This window comes from Agromyces sp. Soil535, from assembly GCF_001428255.1.
Classification (GTDB): domain Bacteria; phylum Actinomycetota; class Actinomycetes; order Actinomycetales; family Microbacteriaceae; genus Agromyces.
In genome coordinates this window covers 116,153-134,959 of record NZ_LMRW01000028.1, presented here as the reverse complement: position 1 = coordinate 134,959, position 18,807 = coordinate 116,153, and the positions used below count along the sequence as shown (strand labels likewise).

General features: G+C 69.7%; 13 protein-coding genes. 8 read left to right on the top strand and 5 right to left on the bottom strand.

What is annotated here, in order from left to right; translation table 11 throughout:
- The first annotated feature begins 178 nt into the window (after positions 1 to 178).
- Complete coding sequence (locus tag ASG80_RS21290) at positions 179 to 6,283, top strand: ThuA domain-containing protein (RefSeq protein WP_056734531.1); 6,105 nt, start codon at positions 179 to 181, stop codon at positions 6,281 to 6,283.
- Positions 6,284 to 6,347: 64 nt separating this feature from the next.
- Here the strand turns inward: ASG80_RS21290 and ASG80_RS21285 are convergent, their stop codons facing one another.
- From ASG80_RS21285 to ASG80_RS21270, 4 genes are all read right to left on the bottom strand, one after another.
- Positions 6,348 to 7,427 (bottom strand): aromatic acid exporter family protein, encoded by a 1,080-nt coding sequence (locus ASG80_RS21285; RefSeq protein ID WP_056734529.1) that lies wholly within the window; start codon positions 7,425 to 7,427, stop codon positions 6,348 to 6,350.
- Complete coding sequence (locus ASG80_RS21280) at positions 7,424 to 8,581, bottom strand: folate-binding protein YgfZ (RefSeq protein WP_056734526.1); 1,158 nt, start codon at positions 8,579 to 8,581, stop codon at positions 7,424 to 7,426. The genes ASG80_RS21285 and ASG80_RS21280 overlap by 4 nt, the downstream gene beginning before the upstream one ends.
- Positions 8,581 to 9,189 (bottom strand): FABP family protein, encoded by a 609-nt coding sequence (locus tag ASG80_RS21275; RefSeq protein ID WP_056734525.1) that lies wholly within the window; start codon positions 9,187 to 9,189, stop codon positions 8,581 to 8,583. Before ASG80_RS21275 ends, ASG80_RS21280 begins: the two co-directional genes overlap by 1 nt.
- A 139-nt stretch (positions 9,190 to 9,328) precedes the next feature.
- Entirely contained in the window at positions 9,329 to 9,643 is a 315-nt protein-coding gene (locus ASG80_RS21270; RefSeq protein WP_056734523.1) for a hypothetical protein, read from the bottom strand.
- A 77-nt stretch (positions 9,644 to 9,720) separates the two neighbouring features.
- Between ASG80_RS21270 and ASG80_RS21265 the strand changes: the two genes are divergently transcribed.
- The 7 genes from ASG80_RS21265 to pstB all read left to right on the top strand — a co-directional run bounded on the left by ASG80_RS21265 (position 9,721) and on the right by pstB (position 17,796).
- The gene (locus tag ASG80_RS21265; protein ID WP_056734521.1) at positions 9,721 to 10,413 is read left to right on the top strand and encodes a response regulator transcription factor; all 693 of its coding nucleotides are present in this window, start codon (positions 9,721 to 9,723) and stop codon (positions 10,411 to 10,413) included.
- A gap of 45 nt (positions 10,414 to 10,458) precedes the next feature.
- A complete protein-coding gene (locus tag ASG80_RS21260) occupies positions 10,459 to 12,633 on the top strand; it encodes an RNA degradosome polyphosphate kinase (RefSeq protein ID WP_056734519.1) in 2,175 nt (724 codons plus the stop codon).
- Positions 12,630 to 13,565 (top strand): NUDIX hydrolase, encoded by a 936-nt coding sequence (locus ASG80_RS21255; RefSeq protein WP_056734517.1) that lies wholly within the window; start codon positions 12,630 to 12,632, stop codon positions 13,563 to 13,565. Before ASG80_RS21260 ends, ASG80_RS21255 begins: the two co-directional genes overlap by 4 nt.
- A gap of 198 nt (positions 13,566 to 13,763) precedes the next feature.
- Positions 13,764 to 14,855 carry a phosphate ABC transporter substrate-binding protein PstS gene (gene pstS / locus ASG80_RS21250; protein WP_056734515.1) on the top strand — a complete coding sequence of 364 codons (1,092 nt, stop codon included), beginning with the start codon at positions 13,764 to 13,766 and terminating at the stop codon, positions 14,853 to 14,855.
- A 100-nt stretch (positions 14,856 to 14,955) separates the two neighbouring features.
- The gene (pstC, locus tag ASG80_RS21245; RefSeq protein WP_056734514.1) at positions 14,956 to 15,894 is read left to right on the top strand and encodes a phosphate ABC transporter permease subunit PstC; all 939 of its coding nucleotides are present in this window, start codon (positions 14,956 to 14,958) and stop codon (positions 15,892 to 15,894) included.
- Entirely contained in the window at positions 15,894 to 16,994 is a 1,101-nt protein-coding gene (gene pstA, locus ASG80_RS21240) for a phosphate ABC transporter permease PstA (RefSeq protein WP_200952652.1), read from the top strand. The genes pstC and pstA overlap by 1 nt, the downstream gene beginning before the upstream one ends.
- A 22-nt stretch (positions 16,995 to 17,016) precedes the next feature.
- Entirely contained in the window at positions 17,017 to 17,796 is a 780-nt protein-coding gene (gene pstB, locus ASG80_RS21235) for a phosphate ABC transporter ATP-binding protein PstB (protein WP_056734513.1), read from the top strand.
- Positions 17,797 to 17,799: 3 nt separating this feature from the next.
- Here the strand turns inward: pstB and ASG80_RS21230 are convergent, their stop codons facing one another.
- Complete coding sequence (locus tag ASG80_RS21230) at positions 17,800 to 18,687, bottom strand: aminodeoxychorismate lyase (RefSeq protein ID WP_056734512.1); 888 nt, start codon at positions 18,685 to 18,687, stop codon at positions 17,800 to 17,802.
- Positions 18,688 to 18,807: the final 120 nt, after the last annotated feature.

Below are 18,807 nucleotides of genomic sequence, written 5' to 3'. Positions count from 1 at the left end.
TTCCTCAGGATTCGACAGTGCTTTGCGCATGATTCTCCCAATGCACGACGTGATAAGGCAGGCAATTTTCAACTTTTGCTTGACGGACACCAAAAGTCGCCTCTAGGTTCAGGACCGGACTCGCGTCGGCTCGATCGATGAACGCACCCATCCGGCATTTGAAACCAACGGAGGTCTCATGCTCACCCAGCTTCACCGGTTCGCGGCCCGGCTGGTCGCCGGATCACTAGCGGCGCTGCTCGCCGTCGGCGTGATGGTCGGCACCGCGGCCCCGGCCCAGGCGCACGACGGCCACGGCCACGTGCTCATCTTCACGAAGACCACCCAGTTCCGGCACACGGACGCGATCGACAAAGGCACGCCGTTGATCACCGCCGCCCTCGAGGCGGAGGGGATCGCCGTGACCCACACCGAGGACTCGACGATCTTCAACGACACGGATCTCGCGGGATTCGACGCGCTGATCATGTTCCAGGCGTCGGGCGACCCGTGGAACGCCGACCAGAAGGCGGCACTCGAGCGGTACCAGCAGGCGGGCGGCGGCATCGTGGCCATCCACAACGCCACCGACATGCGCGGCAACTACCCATGGTGGGACGAGCTCGTGGGCTCGCTGATGCCCGGCCACGCCGCCACCGGCACCGACCCCGGGCAACCGGGCACGGTGAGGATCGAGGACCGCACGCATCCGTCCACCGCGCATTTCGGGGAGAGCCGCTGGGAGCGGTCCGACGAGTGGTACAACTTCTCGAACAACGTCCGGGGCACCGCCCACGTGCTCGCATCGATGGACGAGTCGACGTACGACCCGGGCAGCAACGCCATGGGATACGACCACCCCATCTCGTGGTGCAAGCCATACGACGGCGGTCGCGCCTGGGCGACCGCGATGGGGCACTTCGGGTCGCACTTCGAGGAGCCCGCCCTCATGCAGCACATCGTCGGAGGCGTGAAGTACGCCGCCGGACTCGCCGAGGGCGACTGCGGTGGCACCGTGTGGAGCAACTTCGAGAAGGTCGCGCTCGACCAGAACACATCTGCGCCGTTCGCGATGGACATCGCCGACGACGGGCGCGTCTTCTACACCGAACTCGTGCGCGGTCAGATCCGCGTGTGGGATCCCGCCACGAACGCCGTCAGCACGGCGCTCGAGCTCGACGTCTACTCGGGCGGCGAGGACGGACTGCTCGGCATCGCGCTCGATCCCGGCTTCACCCAGAACGGGCGCCTCTACGTCTACCGTTCACCGAACGCGCCGGACAACACCGATCCCTCGAGCTTCCTGAGCCGCGTCTCGCGGTTCACCATGGTGGACGACGTCATCGATCCCGCGACGGAGGAGGTCATCATCGAGGTGCCCGCGCGCCGCCTGCCCGACGAGCCCGGTCACACCGGCGGCGCTCTCGACTTCGACGCCGACGGCAACCTGTACCTCAGCGTCGGCGACGACGTGAATCCCCACTCCGAGCCCTCGGGAGGTTACGCGCCGCTCTCGACTCGACCCGGCACCTTCCACGACGCCCGGGAGACCTCGGCCAACACGAACGACCTGCGGGGCAAGCTCCTGCGCATCACGCCGAACCCCGACGGCCCGGGCTACACGGTTCCTGAGGGGAACCTGTTCTCCGAGGCGGACGACACCGACGACAAGACGCGACCCGAGATCTACGCCATGGGCTTCCGAAATCCCTTCCGGTTCTCGGTCGACCAGGAGACCGGCTGGGTGAGCCTTGCCGACTACTCCCCCGACAACAACAACGACGCTCCGACGACGCGCGGTCCTGCCGGCATCTCCGAGTGGAACCTCATCAAGAGCCCCGGCAACTACGGCTGGCCGCTCTGCATGGGGGACAACGAGCCCTTCCGCGAGGTCGACTACGCCGCGGACCCGGTCACCGTCGGCGAATTCTTCGACTGCGCGAATCCGGTCAACGACTCGCCGCGCAACACGGGGCTCACGGCACTGCCCCCCGCGCGCGCCGCCGACATGTGGTACGGCTACAAGCGCTCCTCGGTGCCCGAGGTCATCCCGCAGGGCGGTGGCCTCGCCCCCATGGGCGGACCGGTGTACCACTACGATCCCGACCTCGTGTCCGACACGAAGTTCCCCGCCTCGTACGACGGCAAGCCGTTCTTCTACGAGTGGGCTCGGAACAAGATGTACTCGATCCAGCTGAAGGACCCCGCGGCAGAGAACGGTTCGCAGGTCGAGAAGGTCAATGCCTTCCTGCCGCAGGAGCAGTTCCTGGCCCCGATCGACTCCAAGTTCGGTCCCGACGGCTCACTGTACGTCCTCGATTGGGGCGGCGGATTCGGGCGCGACAACCCCAACTCCGGACTTCACCGCGTCGACTACATCTCCGGCTCCCGGTCGCCGATCGCCCGGATCACGAGCGACAGGGACTCCGGCCCAGCGCCGCTCGCCGTGGCATTCGACGGCTCGGCCTCGTCCGACCCCGAGAACGCCGAGCTCGCCTACGCGTGGGACTTCGACGGCGACGGCACGGTCGATGCGACGACCGCCCAGGCGACGCACGCCTACGAAGCCGACGGCGTCTACGACGCACGACTCACGGTGACCGACCCCGACGGCAAGACCGGCACCACCACGATCCCCGTCACGGTCGGCAACACCCGGCCGCACGTGGAGTTCTCGCTGCCGCCGAACGGTTCGTTCTTCGACTTCGGTGACGAGCTCTCGTGGGAGGTCGCGGTGACCGACCCCGAGGACGGAGCGGTCAACGGTGACGACGTCATCATCCAACCCGCGCTCGGGCACGACGACCACGCCCACCCGACGACCCCGTTGAGCGGATTCACGGGCAGCACCGAGACGAGCCTCGGCGGTCACGCGCCCGACGAGGACATCTTCGTCGCGATCGACGCCCGGTACACCGACGGCGGCGGCGGCGAGGGCGGTGCGAATCCCCTCACCGGATCGCAGACGACGCTCGTCTTCCCCAAGGTGAAGCAGGCCGAGTTCTTCGATGCGTCGGCCGGAACGACCACCGCACCGAGCCGCGATGTCGAGGGAACCGACGGCGACCTGGTGGTCGTCGGCGGGGACGGCGCCTGGGCGCGCTTCGAGCCGGTGAACTTCCACCGCATCGACTCGCTCGCGCTCCGGGTCTCCGCAGCGGCGGCGGGGGGCGCCATCGAGTTGCACTCGGGTGCCGTCGACGGCGAGCTGCTCGCGACCGCAACGGTTCCGGCGACCGGTTCCACGCGCTTCACCGACGTGGTCGTCGACGTGCGCGGGTTCCCGCAGGCGACGCTCGACCTCTACGTGGTCTTCCGCGGCGCCGAGATCAAGCTCAACTTCCTCGAGGCGATCGGCCGGGGCTCGTCCCCGGCGACGTCGCCGTCGGTCGCCATCACGGCGCCGCAGCAGGACGTGCAACTCGAGCCAGGCCAGGACGTGACGGTCGAGGCGGATGCCGCCGACGCCAGCGGCGACGTGTCGCAGGTCGAGTTCTTCGTCGACGGCGCTTCGATCGGGATCGACGACACCGCACCGTACTCGGCGACGTGGGCAGGGCCGCAGGAGGGCCTGTACGAGCTCACCGCGGTCGCGACGAACGCCGCGGGCAGGTCCACGACGTCCCGCGTCGTGCTGGCGCAGGTGGGTGAGCTCTTCGGCGACCTCGTGCCGTTCTCGAACGCCGACGGCGTCTTCGAGCGCATCGGGGACGGCCGGTTCCGCATCACCGGGGCCGGCGACGACACCTGGCAGGGCGTGGACGAGTACTCGACCCTCTACGCGCCGACGGGCGGCGACGAGGACTGGGAGGCGGTCGTGCGCATCGACGCGCAGCAGAACACGAGCGGCTCGGCGAAGGCGGGCATCATCGTGCGCAACGACGTGACGATGCCGGGCGTCTCGCCCGGCTACGCCATGGTCGGCATCCGCCCCAGCAACGGCGTCGAGTTCCTCGCCGACCCCGACGGGAACGGACAGCTGAACACCTCGACGGCAGGCGGCACGACGAGCTATCCCGTGTGGGTGAAGCTGAAGCGTGCCGGCTCGGACTACACGGCGTACTTCTCCAAGAACGGCACCTCCTGGACCCAGGTCGGGGGGACGGTCAACCTGGCCGGCGCCGCCACCACCCAGGACGTGGGCATGTTCATGGTGTCGCACGCCGCTGGCGCCGGAACGGTCGACTTCGCGGACTTCGCGATCGACACCGACCCGCAGGAACCTGAGCCGACAGTGCCGCTCGAGCCGCTGGTCTGCCCCACGGCGCCCCTCTCCGATGAGTTCGACGACCCGGCGATCTCACCGTACTGGGCGCTGCGGGCCGACCCGTCCAAGCCGATATCACAGTCCGGCGGCACTCTGAACCTCCCGGTCACCTCGGGCGACATCAACGAGGCATCCACCGGTCCGGTGAGCTTCGCAGGCAAGCCGCTGCCGGCCGGCGCATGGGAAGCGACGACGAAGATCACGCTGGCGCATACGTCGCACTGGCAGTGGGCCGGGCTCGTGGTGCACCAGAGCGACGACGAATACAACAAGCTCGCCTTCGTACGCAACCAGAGCGGTGGACGGTTCGTGGAGTTCCAGAGCGAGACCGCAGGCGCCCGAACCACCCCTGCTGCTCCAGCTCTGCCGAGCGACTTCCCGTCGACGATCCACCTCAAGCTGACGAGCGACGGAACGACGCTGACCGGCGCCTACTCGACGAACGGCGAGTCGTGGATCGCGCTCAACGGACAACTGCAGCTCAAGCAGAATGCCCGAATCGGGATCATGGCCGCCGGCGACCTGGGCTCGACCCCGGTCACGGCGAAGGCGGACTGGTTCCGGTTCAGCCCCGAGCCGACACCTGGCGATGCCGCTGCTCCCGGCGACGAATTCGACGGCGACACGGTGGACGGCTGCCGTTGGAGCCGGAGCGTGCGCTACGACTCCAACCACCTGGACGTCGCCGACGGACACCTGAAGATCGAGACCCAGCCCGGCGACATCAACGGCACCAACCCCGTGTCCCCGCACAACTTCATCCTCGCGGAGGCGCCCGAGGGCGACTGGGTGGCGACGACGAAGTTCAAGGCCCCCCTGCTGCACCGCTGGCAGCTGGCCGGCCTGTTGATGTGGGCCGATGACGACAACTACCTCAAGGCGGACGTCGTCGCCTACAACAGCGCCGGATCCGGGCTCGATCTCCGGGCAGAACTGGCCGGCGAAGCGGCTGCCGCGGGCATCGGACATCGCACGATCGACATCGCGAACTCCTCCGAGAGCGGGTACTGGTACATCCGGGTCACCAAGACCGGATCCGTGTACACGGCCGAGGTGAGTGACGGCGGCGTGAACTGGGCGCCGATCGGCGACGCCGGGATCACGTTCGATCAGCCGCTGCGCGGCCTTGGCCTGATGGCGATCGGTCCCCAGCAGGAGGAGCCCGTGGTCGTGGAGTTCGACTCCTTCCAGCTCGACGTCGAGCAGCCGGACACCACGGCGCCGGCCACCAGCCTCACGTGGGCTCCCGCCGAGGCGGACGGCGCCGACGGCTGGTACCGCACGACGCCGACGTTCACCCTCACCGCGTCCGACGCCGACGGCTCGGGCGTGGCATCCACGGAGTACGCCATCGGCGACGGAACGTGGACGGCGTACGAAGGCCCTGTCGCTCCGCAGGGCCAAGGCGAGATCGTCGTCTCCTACCGTTCGACCGACCAGGCGGGCAACGTGGAGGCGAGCGGGTCCGGCATGGTGAAGGTCGACACGGTCGCACCGGTTTCGACGGCCACCACGGAGGAGGTGGACGGCGGGGTCCGCGTCGGCCTCGTCGCCGTCGACGACACGTCCGGCGTGGCCGAGACGGAGATCCGCGTCGACGGTGGGGAGTGGACGGCGTACGCGGAACCGATCCTCGTGACCGGAGCCGGCGAGCACACCGTCGAGTACCGATCCGCCGATGGCGCCGGGAATGTCGAGGCCGACCAGTCGGCCGTGGTGACAGTCGGTGGGGACCCGGCTCCCGTCGACCTCCGGCTCACGACCAGCGCGGCGTCGCAGTGCATCGATGGCACCGCCCACGTCGCGGTGTACGCGAAGAACACCGGCAACACGTGGGCCGACATCCGGCTCACGACCCGGTGGGGCACGCACTCGGTGGAGCGGGTCGCACCGGGTGCTGCGGTGTACCAGCTCTTCGACACGGGATCGGCGAACGTGAAGAAGGGCACCGCGACGGTCGTCGCCTCCCACTGGGACGGCACCCACGCGTACGAGGTCACGCAGAGGCCCGCCTACGAGAAGTCCACCTGCAAGTAGGCGCGCATGACGGCCGCGGCCCGGGCAGCACCGCTGTCCGGGCCTTGGCCGTCCGCGCCGGGGCTCAGTCGGCGGGCAGCAGCGACCGCGCCGCGTCGAGCTCGAGACCCGTCGACGTGAGCAGGTCGACGAGGTAGGGCCGCAGCGCGGCGATCGTGTTCCGGTCGCCGACAGGACCGCCGGGCAGGATCGCCACGGGATCGAGATGGCGCGCGATCTCGGCGAACGACTCCCGGGCTACCGGCTGGGCCGACACGTCGCGCAGGGAGTCGGCGAGCGGGCCGAGCGCCACGGCGAGGCGTGCGTGCAGGTCGGCGACCTCGGGCCGCGGCCGAGCGTCGCGCAGCACCCACTCGATGCGTCGCGCGATGATCCGGAGGTTTCTGGTGGCGAGATCGAGCCCCGCGAGCATCGCGCGCTGGCGCTCCAGGTCGAAGCGCGAACGGTGCACGATGGGCGACACGCGCGCGATCGCGAGACCCGAATCCACCGAGGCAGTCCACGCCTCGACGAGCGGTTGGGTCGCCCGGGCCCGCGAGAGCGCTCGCCCCGCGACATCCGTGCTCCCGGATCGCAAGGCGTCGGCGAGTTCGCCGAGCACCGCGACGTGCTCGTCGATGAGCCGCCTGCCTTCGCGCCTGGCGGCGCGCAACGGGTCGCGCGGGATGATCGCGGTCGCGGCAAGGGCGAATGCGCCGCCGACGACCGCGTCGAGCGTGCGCACGAACGGCCCGCCGTCGGGAGCGGGCACGAGCATGACGAGGGTGCACTGCACCGCGGCCGCGATCGCGAACGCGGCGTTCGCCGACGCGAGCCTCGCGACGGCGAGCGTCAGGGCGAGCGCGACCGCGTACTGGAGTACGCCCGCACCGAATGCGAGGAGCAGCACCTCGGCGAGCGCGATGCCGAGCGTCATGGCGATCACGGTCTCGAGCACCCGGATCGGCCGGGCGTCGCGCACGAAGCCGAGTGCGGTGATCGCCACGATCGCGGCGATCAGGGGCTCTTCGTGACCGAGCACGTAGCGGGCGAACGCGTATGCGGCCACCGCCGTCGCCGTGATCTGCAGGATCGCGGGCACCGAGTCGCGGAGCCGGATCGAGCCGGCCGCGAGACGCGCGCCGAGCCCGCCGGCCGCGCTCACTTCCGGACGCCGAGCCTGGGCAGTCTCGGCACGTCGACGGCCGCACCGGCGTCGGCCGGCACGATCTCGACCTGCGCGGCGGCCACGTCGGTGCCGTGGCTCTCGACGATGAGCGGGAGGTCGGCCGGTACCGCGCGCTTCACGACGGCGAGCGCGACCGGGCCGAGTTCGTGGTGCATCGCGCTCGAAGTGACGTGACCGACGTTGCGGCGTTCGGGCGCCTCGCCCTCGGCCGGCTCGGGACGCACCTTCTCGCCCACGACGATGTCGCCCGGAGCGGGCAGCACGGTGTCGCTGCCGTCGAGGTGCAGCAGCACGAGCCGGCGTGGCGGGCGCCCGAGGTTCAGCACCTTCGCCACGGTCTCCTGGCCCTTGTAGCAGCCCTTGCCGAGGTCGACGGCGCTGCGAAGCCAGTCGAGCTCGTGCGGGATGGACTTCTCATCGACCTCGGTGGCGAGGCGCGGCCGCCATGCCGCGATGCGCAGCGCCTCGGCCGCGAGCGAGCCGGCCGCCTGCGCGCGGCCGGCACGCACGGCCGCCGCCGCGTCGGCGAGCGCGGCGCGGGGCACGATGCGCTCGATCCAATGCCAGGCGGATGCCGGATGGCCGGCGTCGGGCGCGTACCGATGTGCGCCCGGGGCGGGCGACGCCCACGGATCGGTCCAGTCGAGGGGCACGCCGTTCGCGAGGAACGCGGGCGCCGCGGCATCCAGCGCGGTCGTGGACATCGCGCCGAGCACCGCGAAGTCGGCCGAGCGGTCGGCCACCTCCACCCGGAGCATGAACCGCATGCGGTCGAGCCACGCGGCCAGCGGCGCGGCATCCGACCCCTCGACGGCGAGCCAGGTGGTCTCGCCGTCGTCGACGACATGCACGACGTGCTCGATGCGGCCCGACGCGTCGAGGAACAGCGCCTCCGCGGAGGCCCCCGGCGCCAACCGGTCGAGCGCCTGGCTCGCCATCGAGTGCAGCCAGCTCAGCCGGTCGGGACCGGTGACGGTGAGTACGCCGCGGTCGGAGAGGTCGACGATGGCCTCGCCGCGCTCGAGCCGGCGCTGCTCGACGATCGGGTTGCCGTAGTGGCCGGGCACGCCCGCGTCGACGCCCTCTGCGGGCACCGCCGCATCGAGCGCGAGGAACGGCGACGCAGCCATCAGTCGACCTTCGCCAGGCGTGCGGACGCGTGGGTGCGCAGGTCCTGGCCGAGTGCGGCGATGTCCCACGCCCAGAGCAGGTGGCCCTCCACGAGGCCGTAGAGCCGCGTCGCGGCCGCGTACTCCTTCGCACCGGCGGTGCGCATGACGGCATCGGTGGCGAGGTCGATGCGCGGGCCCTTGACCTGCCCGAGGTAGAGCTCGGCGACGCCGCCCGGGTGCACGAGCGACACCTCGAGGTCGAACCCGCCGTCGGCGTTGCGCAGTGTCTCGACGGACTGGGCGTCGGGGTAGCGGGGCTCGCCGACCGCCGGGAGCAGCGCGGGGCCCGCGTCGCCCTCGCCGAGCTCGCGCTCGATGCGCCAGTACCCGGTCTCAGTGGCCAGCGGCTTCGGGTCGCCGCCCGGCTCCTCGGCGAAGAGCCACGTGTACGACGTGTAGTTGAGGTGCGGCATGCCGTCGTGGCTGAAGCTCACGCGCTGCCCGAACTCGTGGGTGATCGACCCGTCGCCGACCTTGTAGTCGATCACGCCCGAACCCTCCCAGACCCCGATGAGCCAGGAGAGCGGGACGAGCTCGGCCGGAAGGTCGACGGGAAGCTCGATCATCTGTTCAGCGCTGCCCCTTGAAGAGCTTGTAGACGACGACGCCGCTGATCCACGCGATCGCGAGGCTCGCGAGCCCGAGCAGGCCGATGAAGAGGAGTTCGAGGGCGAGCAGCTGCGACATGCCTCCGAGTCTACCCGCTCACCCGATGGCGACGGGCGCGACCGCCAGCGCCGCGAGGGCCACCACCACGGCGGCGCCGGCCACACTCGCGCTCGCCCGCGTCACGAACCCGCCGGGGCGCCGCGAAGCCAGCTGGGCGATGAGCGCGCCGAGCACGGATGCCGCGAAGACGATGCCCAGCGCACCGTACACGCCGAGCATCGTGGTGTCGCCGAACCAGTCCTCGGTGCCGGTGTACGCGAGCCAGACGACGACGATCGCACCGGCCAATGCGATGGCCCAGACGAGCACGATCCCGGGCCAACCGCCGCGCGTCTCCGAACCCGCCTTCATACTCTCCCCGTTCAGCCCGCGCGCCCGGTGTCCGGCGTCACGTAGTATTGACCGCACCTTACTACTGGAGGGTGTGCGTGGCGCAGCTGCTGATCCTGTCGCCGGCGGCCAACGATGATGTTCTCCCGGCGCTGTCATTACTGACTCACCGAACGCGGGTCATCCCGGCTTCGCCTGAGCAGCTGGTCAGAGCGCCCGAATCCGATCTCGTGTTCCTCGACGCCCGCACGAACCTCGCCGGCGCGAAGGCCCTCTCGCAGATCCTCCGCACCACCGGACTCTCCGTGCCGCTCATCCTCATCGTCACCGAGGGCGGGCTCACGGCCGTGACGCCGGACTGGGGCATCGACGACGTCGTGCTCGTCGACGCAGGCCCTGCCGAGGTCGACGCGCGCATCCGCCTCGCCCTCGGGCGGGCGCAGTCGACCCAGCCGTCCGAGCGCATCCAGACGTCCGGCGTCGTCATCGACGAGGCCAGCTACTCGGCCAAGGTCCACGGCCGCACCCTCGACCTCACGTACAAGGAGTTCGAGCTCCTGCGGTTCCTCGCGGCGCATCCGTCGCGCGTCTTCACCCGCGAGCAGCTGCTCAGCGAGGTGTGGGGCTACGACTACTTCGGCGGCACGCGCACCGTCGACGTGCACGTGCGGCGGCTCCGCGCCAAGCTCGGCGACCTCGACAGCCTGATCGGCACGGTGCGCAATGTCGGCTACCGCTTCAACGTGCACGAGGACGACGACCAGGGCGCGCCGACCGTCACCGCACGTTAACGCGGCACTCACCGCGGTCGCCGACCCGAATGGCATGATGAGGGGATGACCGACAGCGCCCTCGACGAAGACCGCACCGCGAGCGACTTCGACGACGACTTCGAGCCGTTCGACATCGAAGGTGCGCCCGAGCTCCTGGCCGAGCGCTATCTCGACCGCGAGCTCAGTTGGCTGGCCTTCAACCAGCGGGTGCTGGAGCTCGCCGAGGATCCGCGCCTGCCCGTGCTCGAACGGGCGAACTTCCTCGCGATCTTCGCGTCGAACCTCGACGAGTTCTTCATGGTGCGCGTCGCCGGCCTGAAGCGCCGCATCGTCACGGGCCTCGCCGTGCCCACCAACGTGGGGCGGGCGCCGCTCGACGTGCTGAGCGACATCTCGAAGAAGGCGCACGAACTGCAGGAACGGCATGCGGCGGTGTACCAGGAGTTCGTGAAGCCCGCGCTCGCCGAAGCCGGAATCCGAATCGTGACGTGGTCCGAGCTCGGCGAGGGCGAGGTCGAGCACCTCCACGACTACTTCTCACGGCGGATCTTCCCCGTGCTGATGCCGCTCGCCGTCGACCCGGCGCATCCGTTCCCGTACATCTCGGGGCTCTCGCTCAACCTGTCGGTGCGCGTGCGCAACAGCCGCACCGGCCGCCAGGAGTTCGCCCGCGTGAAGGTGCCGCAGATGCTGCCGCGGTTCGTGCGGGTCGACCCCGACGAGTCGATCGAGCACGCCCGCTACATCACGCTCGAGGAGCTCATCGCGAACCACCTCGGCGACCTCTTCCCCGGCATGGAGATCGTGGAGCACCACGTCTTCCGCGTCACGCGCAATGAAGACGTCGAGATCGAGGAGGACGAGACCGAGAACCTCATCAAGGCCCTCGAGAAGGAGCTCCTGCGGCGCCGGTTCGGCCCGCCCATCCGGCTCGAGATCTCGGACGACATGGACGAGGTGACCCTCGGCCTGCTCGTGCGCGAGCTCGACGTCACCGAGCAGGAGGTCTACCGGCTGCCGGCGCCGCTCGACCTCGGCGGCCTGTTCGACCTCGCTCGCCTCGACCGTCCCGAGCTGCACTACCCCACGCACGTGCCGACCACCGCACCGCAGCTGCTGCCGTCGGAGTCGAACCTCAGCGCCGACGTCTTCGCCGCGGCCTCACGCCAGGACGTGCTGCTGCACCACCCCTACGAGTCGTTCGCGACGAGCGTGCAGGCGTTCCTCGAGCAGGCGGCGGCCGACCCCGACGTGCTCGCCATCAAGCAGACGCTCTACCGCACGTCGGGCCAGAGCCCGATCGTCGAGTCCCTCATCGATGCCGCGGAGTCGGGAAAGCAGGTGCTCGCCCTCGTCGAGATCAAGGCGCGATTCGACGAGCAGGCGAACATCAGCTGGGCGCGCAAGCTCGAGAAGGCGGGCGTGCACGTGGTCTACGGCCTCGTGGGCCTGAAGACCCACTGCAAGCTCGCGCTCGTCATCCGCCAGGAGAAGGGCGGCCTGCGGCACTACAGCCACATCGGCACGGGCAACTACAACCCGAAGACCAGTCGCATCTACGAGGACCTGGGCCTCCTGACCGCCGACGACCAGGTCGGCAAGGACCTCACGCGGCTGTTCAACGAGCTCTCGGGCTATGCGATCGAGAAGAAGTTCAAGCGCCTCCTCGTCGCCCCGCTGCACCTGCGCAAGGGGCTGCTCAAGCTGATCGCCACCGAGACGCGCAATGCGGAGGCCGGCCGGCCGAGCGGCATCCGGATCAAGGTGAACTCCATCGTCGACGAGGCGATCATCGACGCGCTCTATCGCGCCTCGAACGCCGGCGTCCCCGTGGACGTGTGGGTGCGCGGCATCTGCAGCATGCGCCCGGGCATCGAGGGACTCAGCGAGAACATCAGGGTGCGTTCGATCCTCGGGCGGTACCTCGAGCACTCGCGCATCTTCTGGTTCCTCAACGACGGCGACCCGCAGGTGTACATCGGCTCGGCCGACATGATGCACCGCAACCTCGACCGCCGGGTCGAGGCGCTCGTGCGCCTCACCGATCCCGGCCACCTCGTCGAGATCGGCGCGCTGTTCGAACAGGCGATGGACGACCGCACGAGCTCGTGGCATCTCCACGGCGAGGGCGAGTGGACCCGGCGCTCGGTCGACGAGGCCGGGCATCCGCTCGAGGACATGCAGGCCAGGCTCATGCAGCGGATCGGACAGCGCACCCGTACGGGGACGCGGCGTTGACGACGGCGATCTACGCTGCCGGCGCGGTCTGCTGGCGGCTCATCGACGGCAAGGTGCACGTGCTGGTGGTCCACCGAACGGTGTACGGCGACGTCACCATCCCCAAGGGCAAGGTGGACCCAGGCGAGTCGTTGCCGCGCACCGCGGTGCGCGAGATCGCCGAGGAGACGGGACTCGAGGTCTCGCTGGGGGTTCCGCTCGGCGTCTCCCGCTACCCGCTGCCGAGCGGTCGCGAGAAGATCGTGCACTACTGGGCAGCGGAGGTGAGCGAGAAGGCCGTGCAACGGTCGACGTTCAAGCCGAACGCCGAGATCGCGGCGCTCGAGTGGGTCACCGTGAAGCGGGCGCGCGGCTACCTCAGCTACGAGCCCGACGTCGAGATCCTCGACAACTTCGCCAAGCTCGTCGACCAGGGCGTCACGAGCACCTTTCCGCTGATGCTCGTGCGCCACGGCAAGGCGATCGGGCGCAGCGGCTGGAAGGGGCCGGATGCCGCGAGGCCGCTCGTGCAGCGGGGCGTGCAGCAGGCGGCGGGTCTCGCCGACACCCTCACGGCCTGGGCTCCGAGGCGCATCGTGTCGTCGCCGGCGGTGCGCTGCGTCACCACCGTTGCGCCCCTCGCGGCGGCGACGGGCATCGACATGAAGCGCGACGTGGGCATCAGCCAGGACGCGTGGGAGTCCGGCCACGACGAGGTGCGGCGCGTGGTCGGCAAGCGCGTGCGCGCCGGCAAGTCCGCGGTGATCTGCAGCCACGGCCCGGTGCTGCCCGACATCGTCCGCGAGATCGCGCTCGCCACGGGCACACCACTCGGGTCGTACGTGACGGATGCTGCGGGGCTCGAGGCCGGCGCGTTCAGTGTCGTGCACCTCTCGGCAACGAACTCGGGCTCCGGCATCATCGCGATCGAGACGCACGCGCCGAGGGCCTGACGCATCTCGTCATGCCCTCGGCGCGTCATGCCCTCTGCGCCTCCCCGGAGACTCCCAGCCGCGGCATCCGCAGCCGACAGCGCTCGTTCACCTCCCGTTTACCGTCGTGGCGGAAGCTCGTAAGGCGCGCGTCTTAGCGTCGCAGGCGGGTCGGCACCGGCCCCAAACCCTGCTATCCAACCCCCGGAAGGGAATCACGTGAACCTCAAGCGTTTCGGCGTGCCCGCCGTCATCGCCGTCACCGCGGCGATCGCGCTCAGCTCCTGTGCTGCGAACGAGGGCGGCGCCGCCCCCTCGGAGTCGGCCTCGTCGCTCTCGGGCAACCTCGTCGGCGCCGGCGCGTCCTCGCAGGACGCCGCCCAGCAGGCCTGGATCGCCGGCTTCCAGACGGCGAACCCCGACGTCACGATCGACTACGACCCCTCGGGCTCCGGCGCAGGCCGCGAGACGTTCCTCGAAGGCGCCAGCGACTTCGCGGGCTCCGACCGCGCGTTCGACGACGAGGAGATCGCCGCCGGCGGTTTCGCCAAGTGCGCCGCGGACACCGACATCGTCGAGCTCCCGCTCTACATCTCGCCGATCGCCGTGATCTTCAACGTCGAGGGCGTCGACACGCTCAACCTCGACGCGGCGACCATCGCGGGCATCTTCGCCGGGAGCATCACCAAGTGGAACGACCCGGCCATCGTCGCGCTGAACCCCGACGCGACCCTGCCCGACCTGGCGATCACGCCGGTGCACCGCTCCGACGACTCCGGCACGACCGAGAACTTCACCGACTACCTCGGCGCGGCCGCGCCCGACGTGTGGACGTACGAGGCTGACGGCGTCTGGCCGTTCGAGGGCGGAGAGGCCGCCCAGGGCACCTCGGGTGTCGTCGACGCGGTGACCAACGGCACCGGCACCATCGGCTACGCCGACGCGTCGCGCGCCGGTGACCTCGGCACCGTCGCGGTGCAGGTCGGCGACGAGTTCGTCGAGTTCTCGCCCGAGGCCGCAGCGGCCATCGTCGACGCCTCGCCCGAGGCCGAAGGCCGCTCCGAGGGCGACATCGCCATCGAGATCGACCGCACCTCCGAGGAGGCCGGCGTCTACCCGATCGTGCTCGTGAGCTACCTCATCGGCTGCCAGGACTACGACGACGACGAGAACGTCGAGCTCGTGAAGTCGTACTTCTCGTACATGGCCAGCCCCGAGGGCCAGGACGTCGCGGCCGAGGCCGCCGGCTCCGCGCCGATCTCGGACGCCCTGCGCGAGCAGGTCACGGCTGCGATCGACTCGATCCAGTAGTAGGTTCGTGCCCGACCCCGAAAGTTCTCATGGAACGCGACGGGGTCGGGCACGGCCATGTGTCCCATCCACTCCCATCTGAACCCGAGGATCACGCCAGATGAGCACCGCACCCACCGCCATCAAGGCGAAGCAGCGCCCGGGCGATCGGGTCTTCTCCGGCTCCGCCGTCTTCGCCGGGTCCATGATCCTCGTGACGCTGGCCGCGGTCGCGATCTTCCTCATCGTCCAGAGCCTTCCTGCGCTCATCGCGAGCCACGAGGACGCCTCGATCCTCCCCGAGAACTTCTGGTCCTACGTGGGCCCGCTCGTGTTCGGCACCGTGTGGGCGGCGTTGCTCGCACTCCTGATGGCGGTGCCCGTGTCCATCGGCATCGCGCTCTTCATCTCGCACTACGCTCCGCGACGCCTCGCCTCGGCGCTCGGCTACATCGTGGACCTGCTGGCAGCCGTGCCGTCCGTGGTGTTCGGCCTCTGGGGAATCGGCGTGCTGGCCCCGGCCGTGCAGCCGGTCTACTCCTGGCTCGTCGACAACCTCGGCTGGTTCCCGCTGTTCGCGGGGCCGGTCTCCGGCACCGGCCGCACGATCCTCACCGCCGCGATCGTGCTCGCGGTCATGGTGCTGCCGATCATGACCGCCATCTGCCGCGAGGTCTTCCTGCAGACGCCCGTGCTGCACGAGGAGGCGGCGCTCGCGCTCGGCGCAACCCGCTGGGAGATGATCCGCACCGCGGTGCTGCCCTTCGGTCGCTCCGGCATCGTCTCGGCAGCAGTGCTCGGCCTCGGCCGCGCCCTCGGTGAGACGATGGCGGTCGCCATGGTGCTCTCGGCGACCGGCGTCGTGACGTTCCAGCTCCTCACGTCGGTGAACCCGTCGACGATCGCCGCGAACATCGCGCTCAGCTTCCCCGAGGCGTACGGCATGAACGTGAACGTACTGATCGCGACCGGCCTCATCCTCTTCATCGTGACCTTCGCGGTCAACGCCATCGCCCGCTGGATCGTCAGCCGCCGCAAGGAATTCTCGGGAGCCAACTGATGACCATGACGACCAAGCCCGAGACTCCCACTTCGACCGCGACTCCCATCGAGAACTCGCTCACGGCGGGCCGCCTGCCGAGGCCTGCACCATGGATCATCCTGGGGGCAGCCATCGCCGTGTCGACGGCTATCTTCGGCGTGATGGCACTCGCGGACGGTGCCGGGTTCAACTGGGGCGCGGCACTGCTCGTCGGGGCGCTCCTGTACATCCCGGCGATCTGGCTCTTCTCGATGCTCGTCGAGGGTCGCCGTCGCGCGATGGACCGCCTCGTCACCGCGCTCGTGACCGGCGCCTTCGTCCTCGCGATGATTCCGCTCATTTCGCTTACGATCACGGTGATCACGTACGGGCTCAACCGCTTCGACGCCGAGTTCTTCACGAGCTCGATGCGGAACGTGACCGGCGAGGGCGGCGGCGCGCTGCACGCCATCGTCGGCACGCTCCTCATGACGGGCACGGCGGCGATCATCTCGATCCCGATCGGGCTCATGACCTCGGTCTACCTCGTCGAGTACGGGAGGGGCCAGCTCGCACGCGGCATCACGTTCCTCGTGGACGTCATGACCGGCATCCCGTCGATCGTCGCCGGCCTCTTCGCCTACGCGCTGTTCTCGATCTTCCTCGGCCCCGGCACCCGCACCGGCATCGCGGGCGCCGTCGCCCTCGCGGTGCTCATGATCCCCGTGGTCGTGCGCTCGAGCGAGGAGATGCTGCGCCTCGTGCCGAACGAGCTGCGAGAGGCCTCATTCGCGCTCGGCGTTCCGAAGTGGCTCACCATCGTGAAGGTCGTGCTCCCCACCTCGATCGCGGGCATCACGACCGGCGTCATGCTCTCGATCGCCCGCGTCATCGGCGAGACCGCGCCGCTGCTCATCGCGGCCGGCTTCACCCAGAGCATGAACTGGAACCTCTTCGACGGTCGCATGTCGTCGCTGCCGGTCTTCGTCTACACGCAGTACGCGAACCAGGGCAACCCGCCCGAGGCCTACCTCGACCGCGCGTGGGCCGCCGCGCTCACGCTCATCCTGATCGTCATGGCGCTGAACCTGATCGCCCGACTCGTCGCCCGCTTCTTCGCCCCGAAGTTCGGCCGCTGACCCTCCCCCAGTAAGGAAATCCGTGTCCAAGCGCATCGAAGTACGCGACCTCAACGTCTACTACGGCAAGTTCCTCGCCGTGGAGGGCGTGAGCCTCGAGATCGAACCCCGCAGCGTCACCGCGTTCATCGGCCCGTCGGGTTGCGGCAAGTCCACGTTCCTCCGCACCCTCAACCGCATGCACGAGGTGATCCCCGGCGCGTACGTCGAGGGCGAGGTGCTGATCGACGGCAACAACCTCTACGACCCCGAGGTCGACCCCGTGCTCGTTCGCCGCCAGGTCGGCATGGTCTTCCAGCGGCCGAACCCGTTCCCGACCATGTCGATCAAGGAGAACGTGCTGGCGGGCGTGAAGCTCAACAACAAGCGCATCTCGAAGTCGGACGCCGACGGCCTGGTCGAGAAGTCGCTCCTGGGCGCGAACCTCTGGAACGAGGTCAAGGACCGCCTGGACCGTCCCGGCTCCAGCCTCTCGGGTGGCCAGCAGCAGCGCCTCTGCATCGCCCGCGCGATCGCGGTGGCCCCCGAGGTGATCCTCATGGACGAGCCGTGCTCCGCGCTCGACCCCATCTCGACGCTCGCGATCGAGGACCTCATCGAGGAGCTGAAGCTGCAGTACACGATCGTCATCGTGACCCACAACATGCAGCAGGCGAGCCGGGTCTCCGACCGGACGGCGTTCTTCAACATCGCGGGCACCGGCAAGCCCGGCAACCTCATCGAGTACGACGACACCACGGCGATCTTCTCGAACCCGTCGGTGAAGGCCACCGAGGACTACGTCTCGGGCCGCTTCGGCTGATCGTCAGTCGCGGGGGCTGAGCAGGTACGCGTTGAGCTCGCGCGTCTCGTCGGCGTCAAAGGGCACCGGACGGCCGTCGAGCTCGGTGATGCCGGCCGCGAGCCGCACGCTGGACACGAGCCACGCGGCATCCGCCGTCTCGAGCTCGGCCACCGGGATGTCGCGGTACTCGGCGCGGCGACCGGATGCCTCGAGGTGCTCGAAGAGGCTCTTCTGGGTCGTGCCGTGCAGGATCGCACCCGAGGGCGCGGGAGTCGACCAGGCTTCGCCGTGGCGCAGGATGACACTCGACGTCGGCCCCTCCATGACGTAGCCGTCGCTCGTGACGAAGATCGTGTCGTCGGCTCCGCGGCGCTTCGCCTCGCGGAGCGCCGCCATGTTCACCGCGTAGCTCAGGGTCTTCGCGCCCATCAGGAGCCAGGGCGCGCGCTCGGCGGTGCCGCGGGCGTAGCCGCGGTCGAGCGTCACCACTCGGATGCCGCGCTCCCGCGCCTCGCTGAAGTCCGCGGCGCGCTCGACGTGCAGCCAGGCCGTCGGCGCCGGCCCGTGCTCGACGCCCCTGCTCAGCACGAGCTTCAGCGCGAACTCCCCCGTCGCCGGGAGCGCCGCGACGGCGCGTGCGATCGCGGCCTCCCACTGCGGCAGGTTCGGCTCGGGCAGCTCGCAGATGCGCGCCGAGTTGCGCAGCCGCTCGAGGTGCGGGCGCGCCTCCTGCGCGTGCCCGTCGACCACGCCGACGGTCTCGAAGATGCCGTCGCCGCGCTGGGTCGACAGCTCCCCCACCCGGAGCGCAGGCGCCGAGGCGTCGACCTCGCGGAACGTCTCGTCGAGCCTCGTGCCGGTCGCGTCGGCGGGCAGGGGTTCGATGAGGAGCGTGAGGGTCTCGGGCATGCTCCGATGCTACGCGGCGCGGAGCGGCGGATCGGTCACGCACGTCGAGGGACGGAGCGCCCATCGGCTCCGCCGCGGACGGACCAGAGCGCACCGGGCATGAGAATACCGGGCATGAGA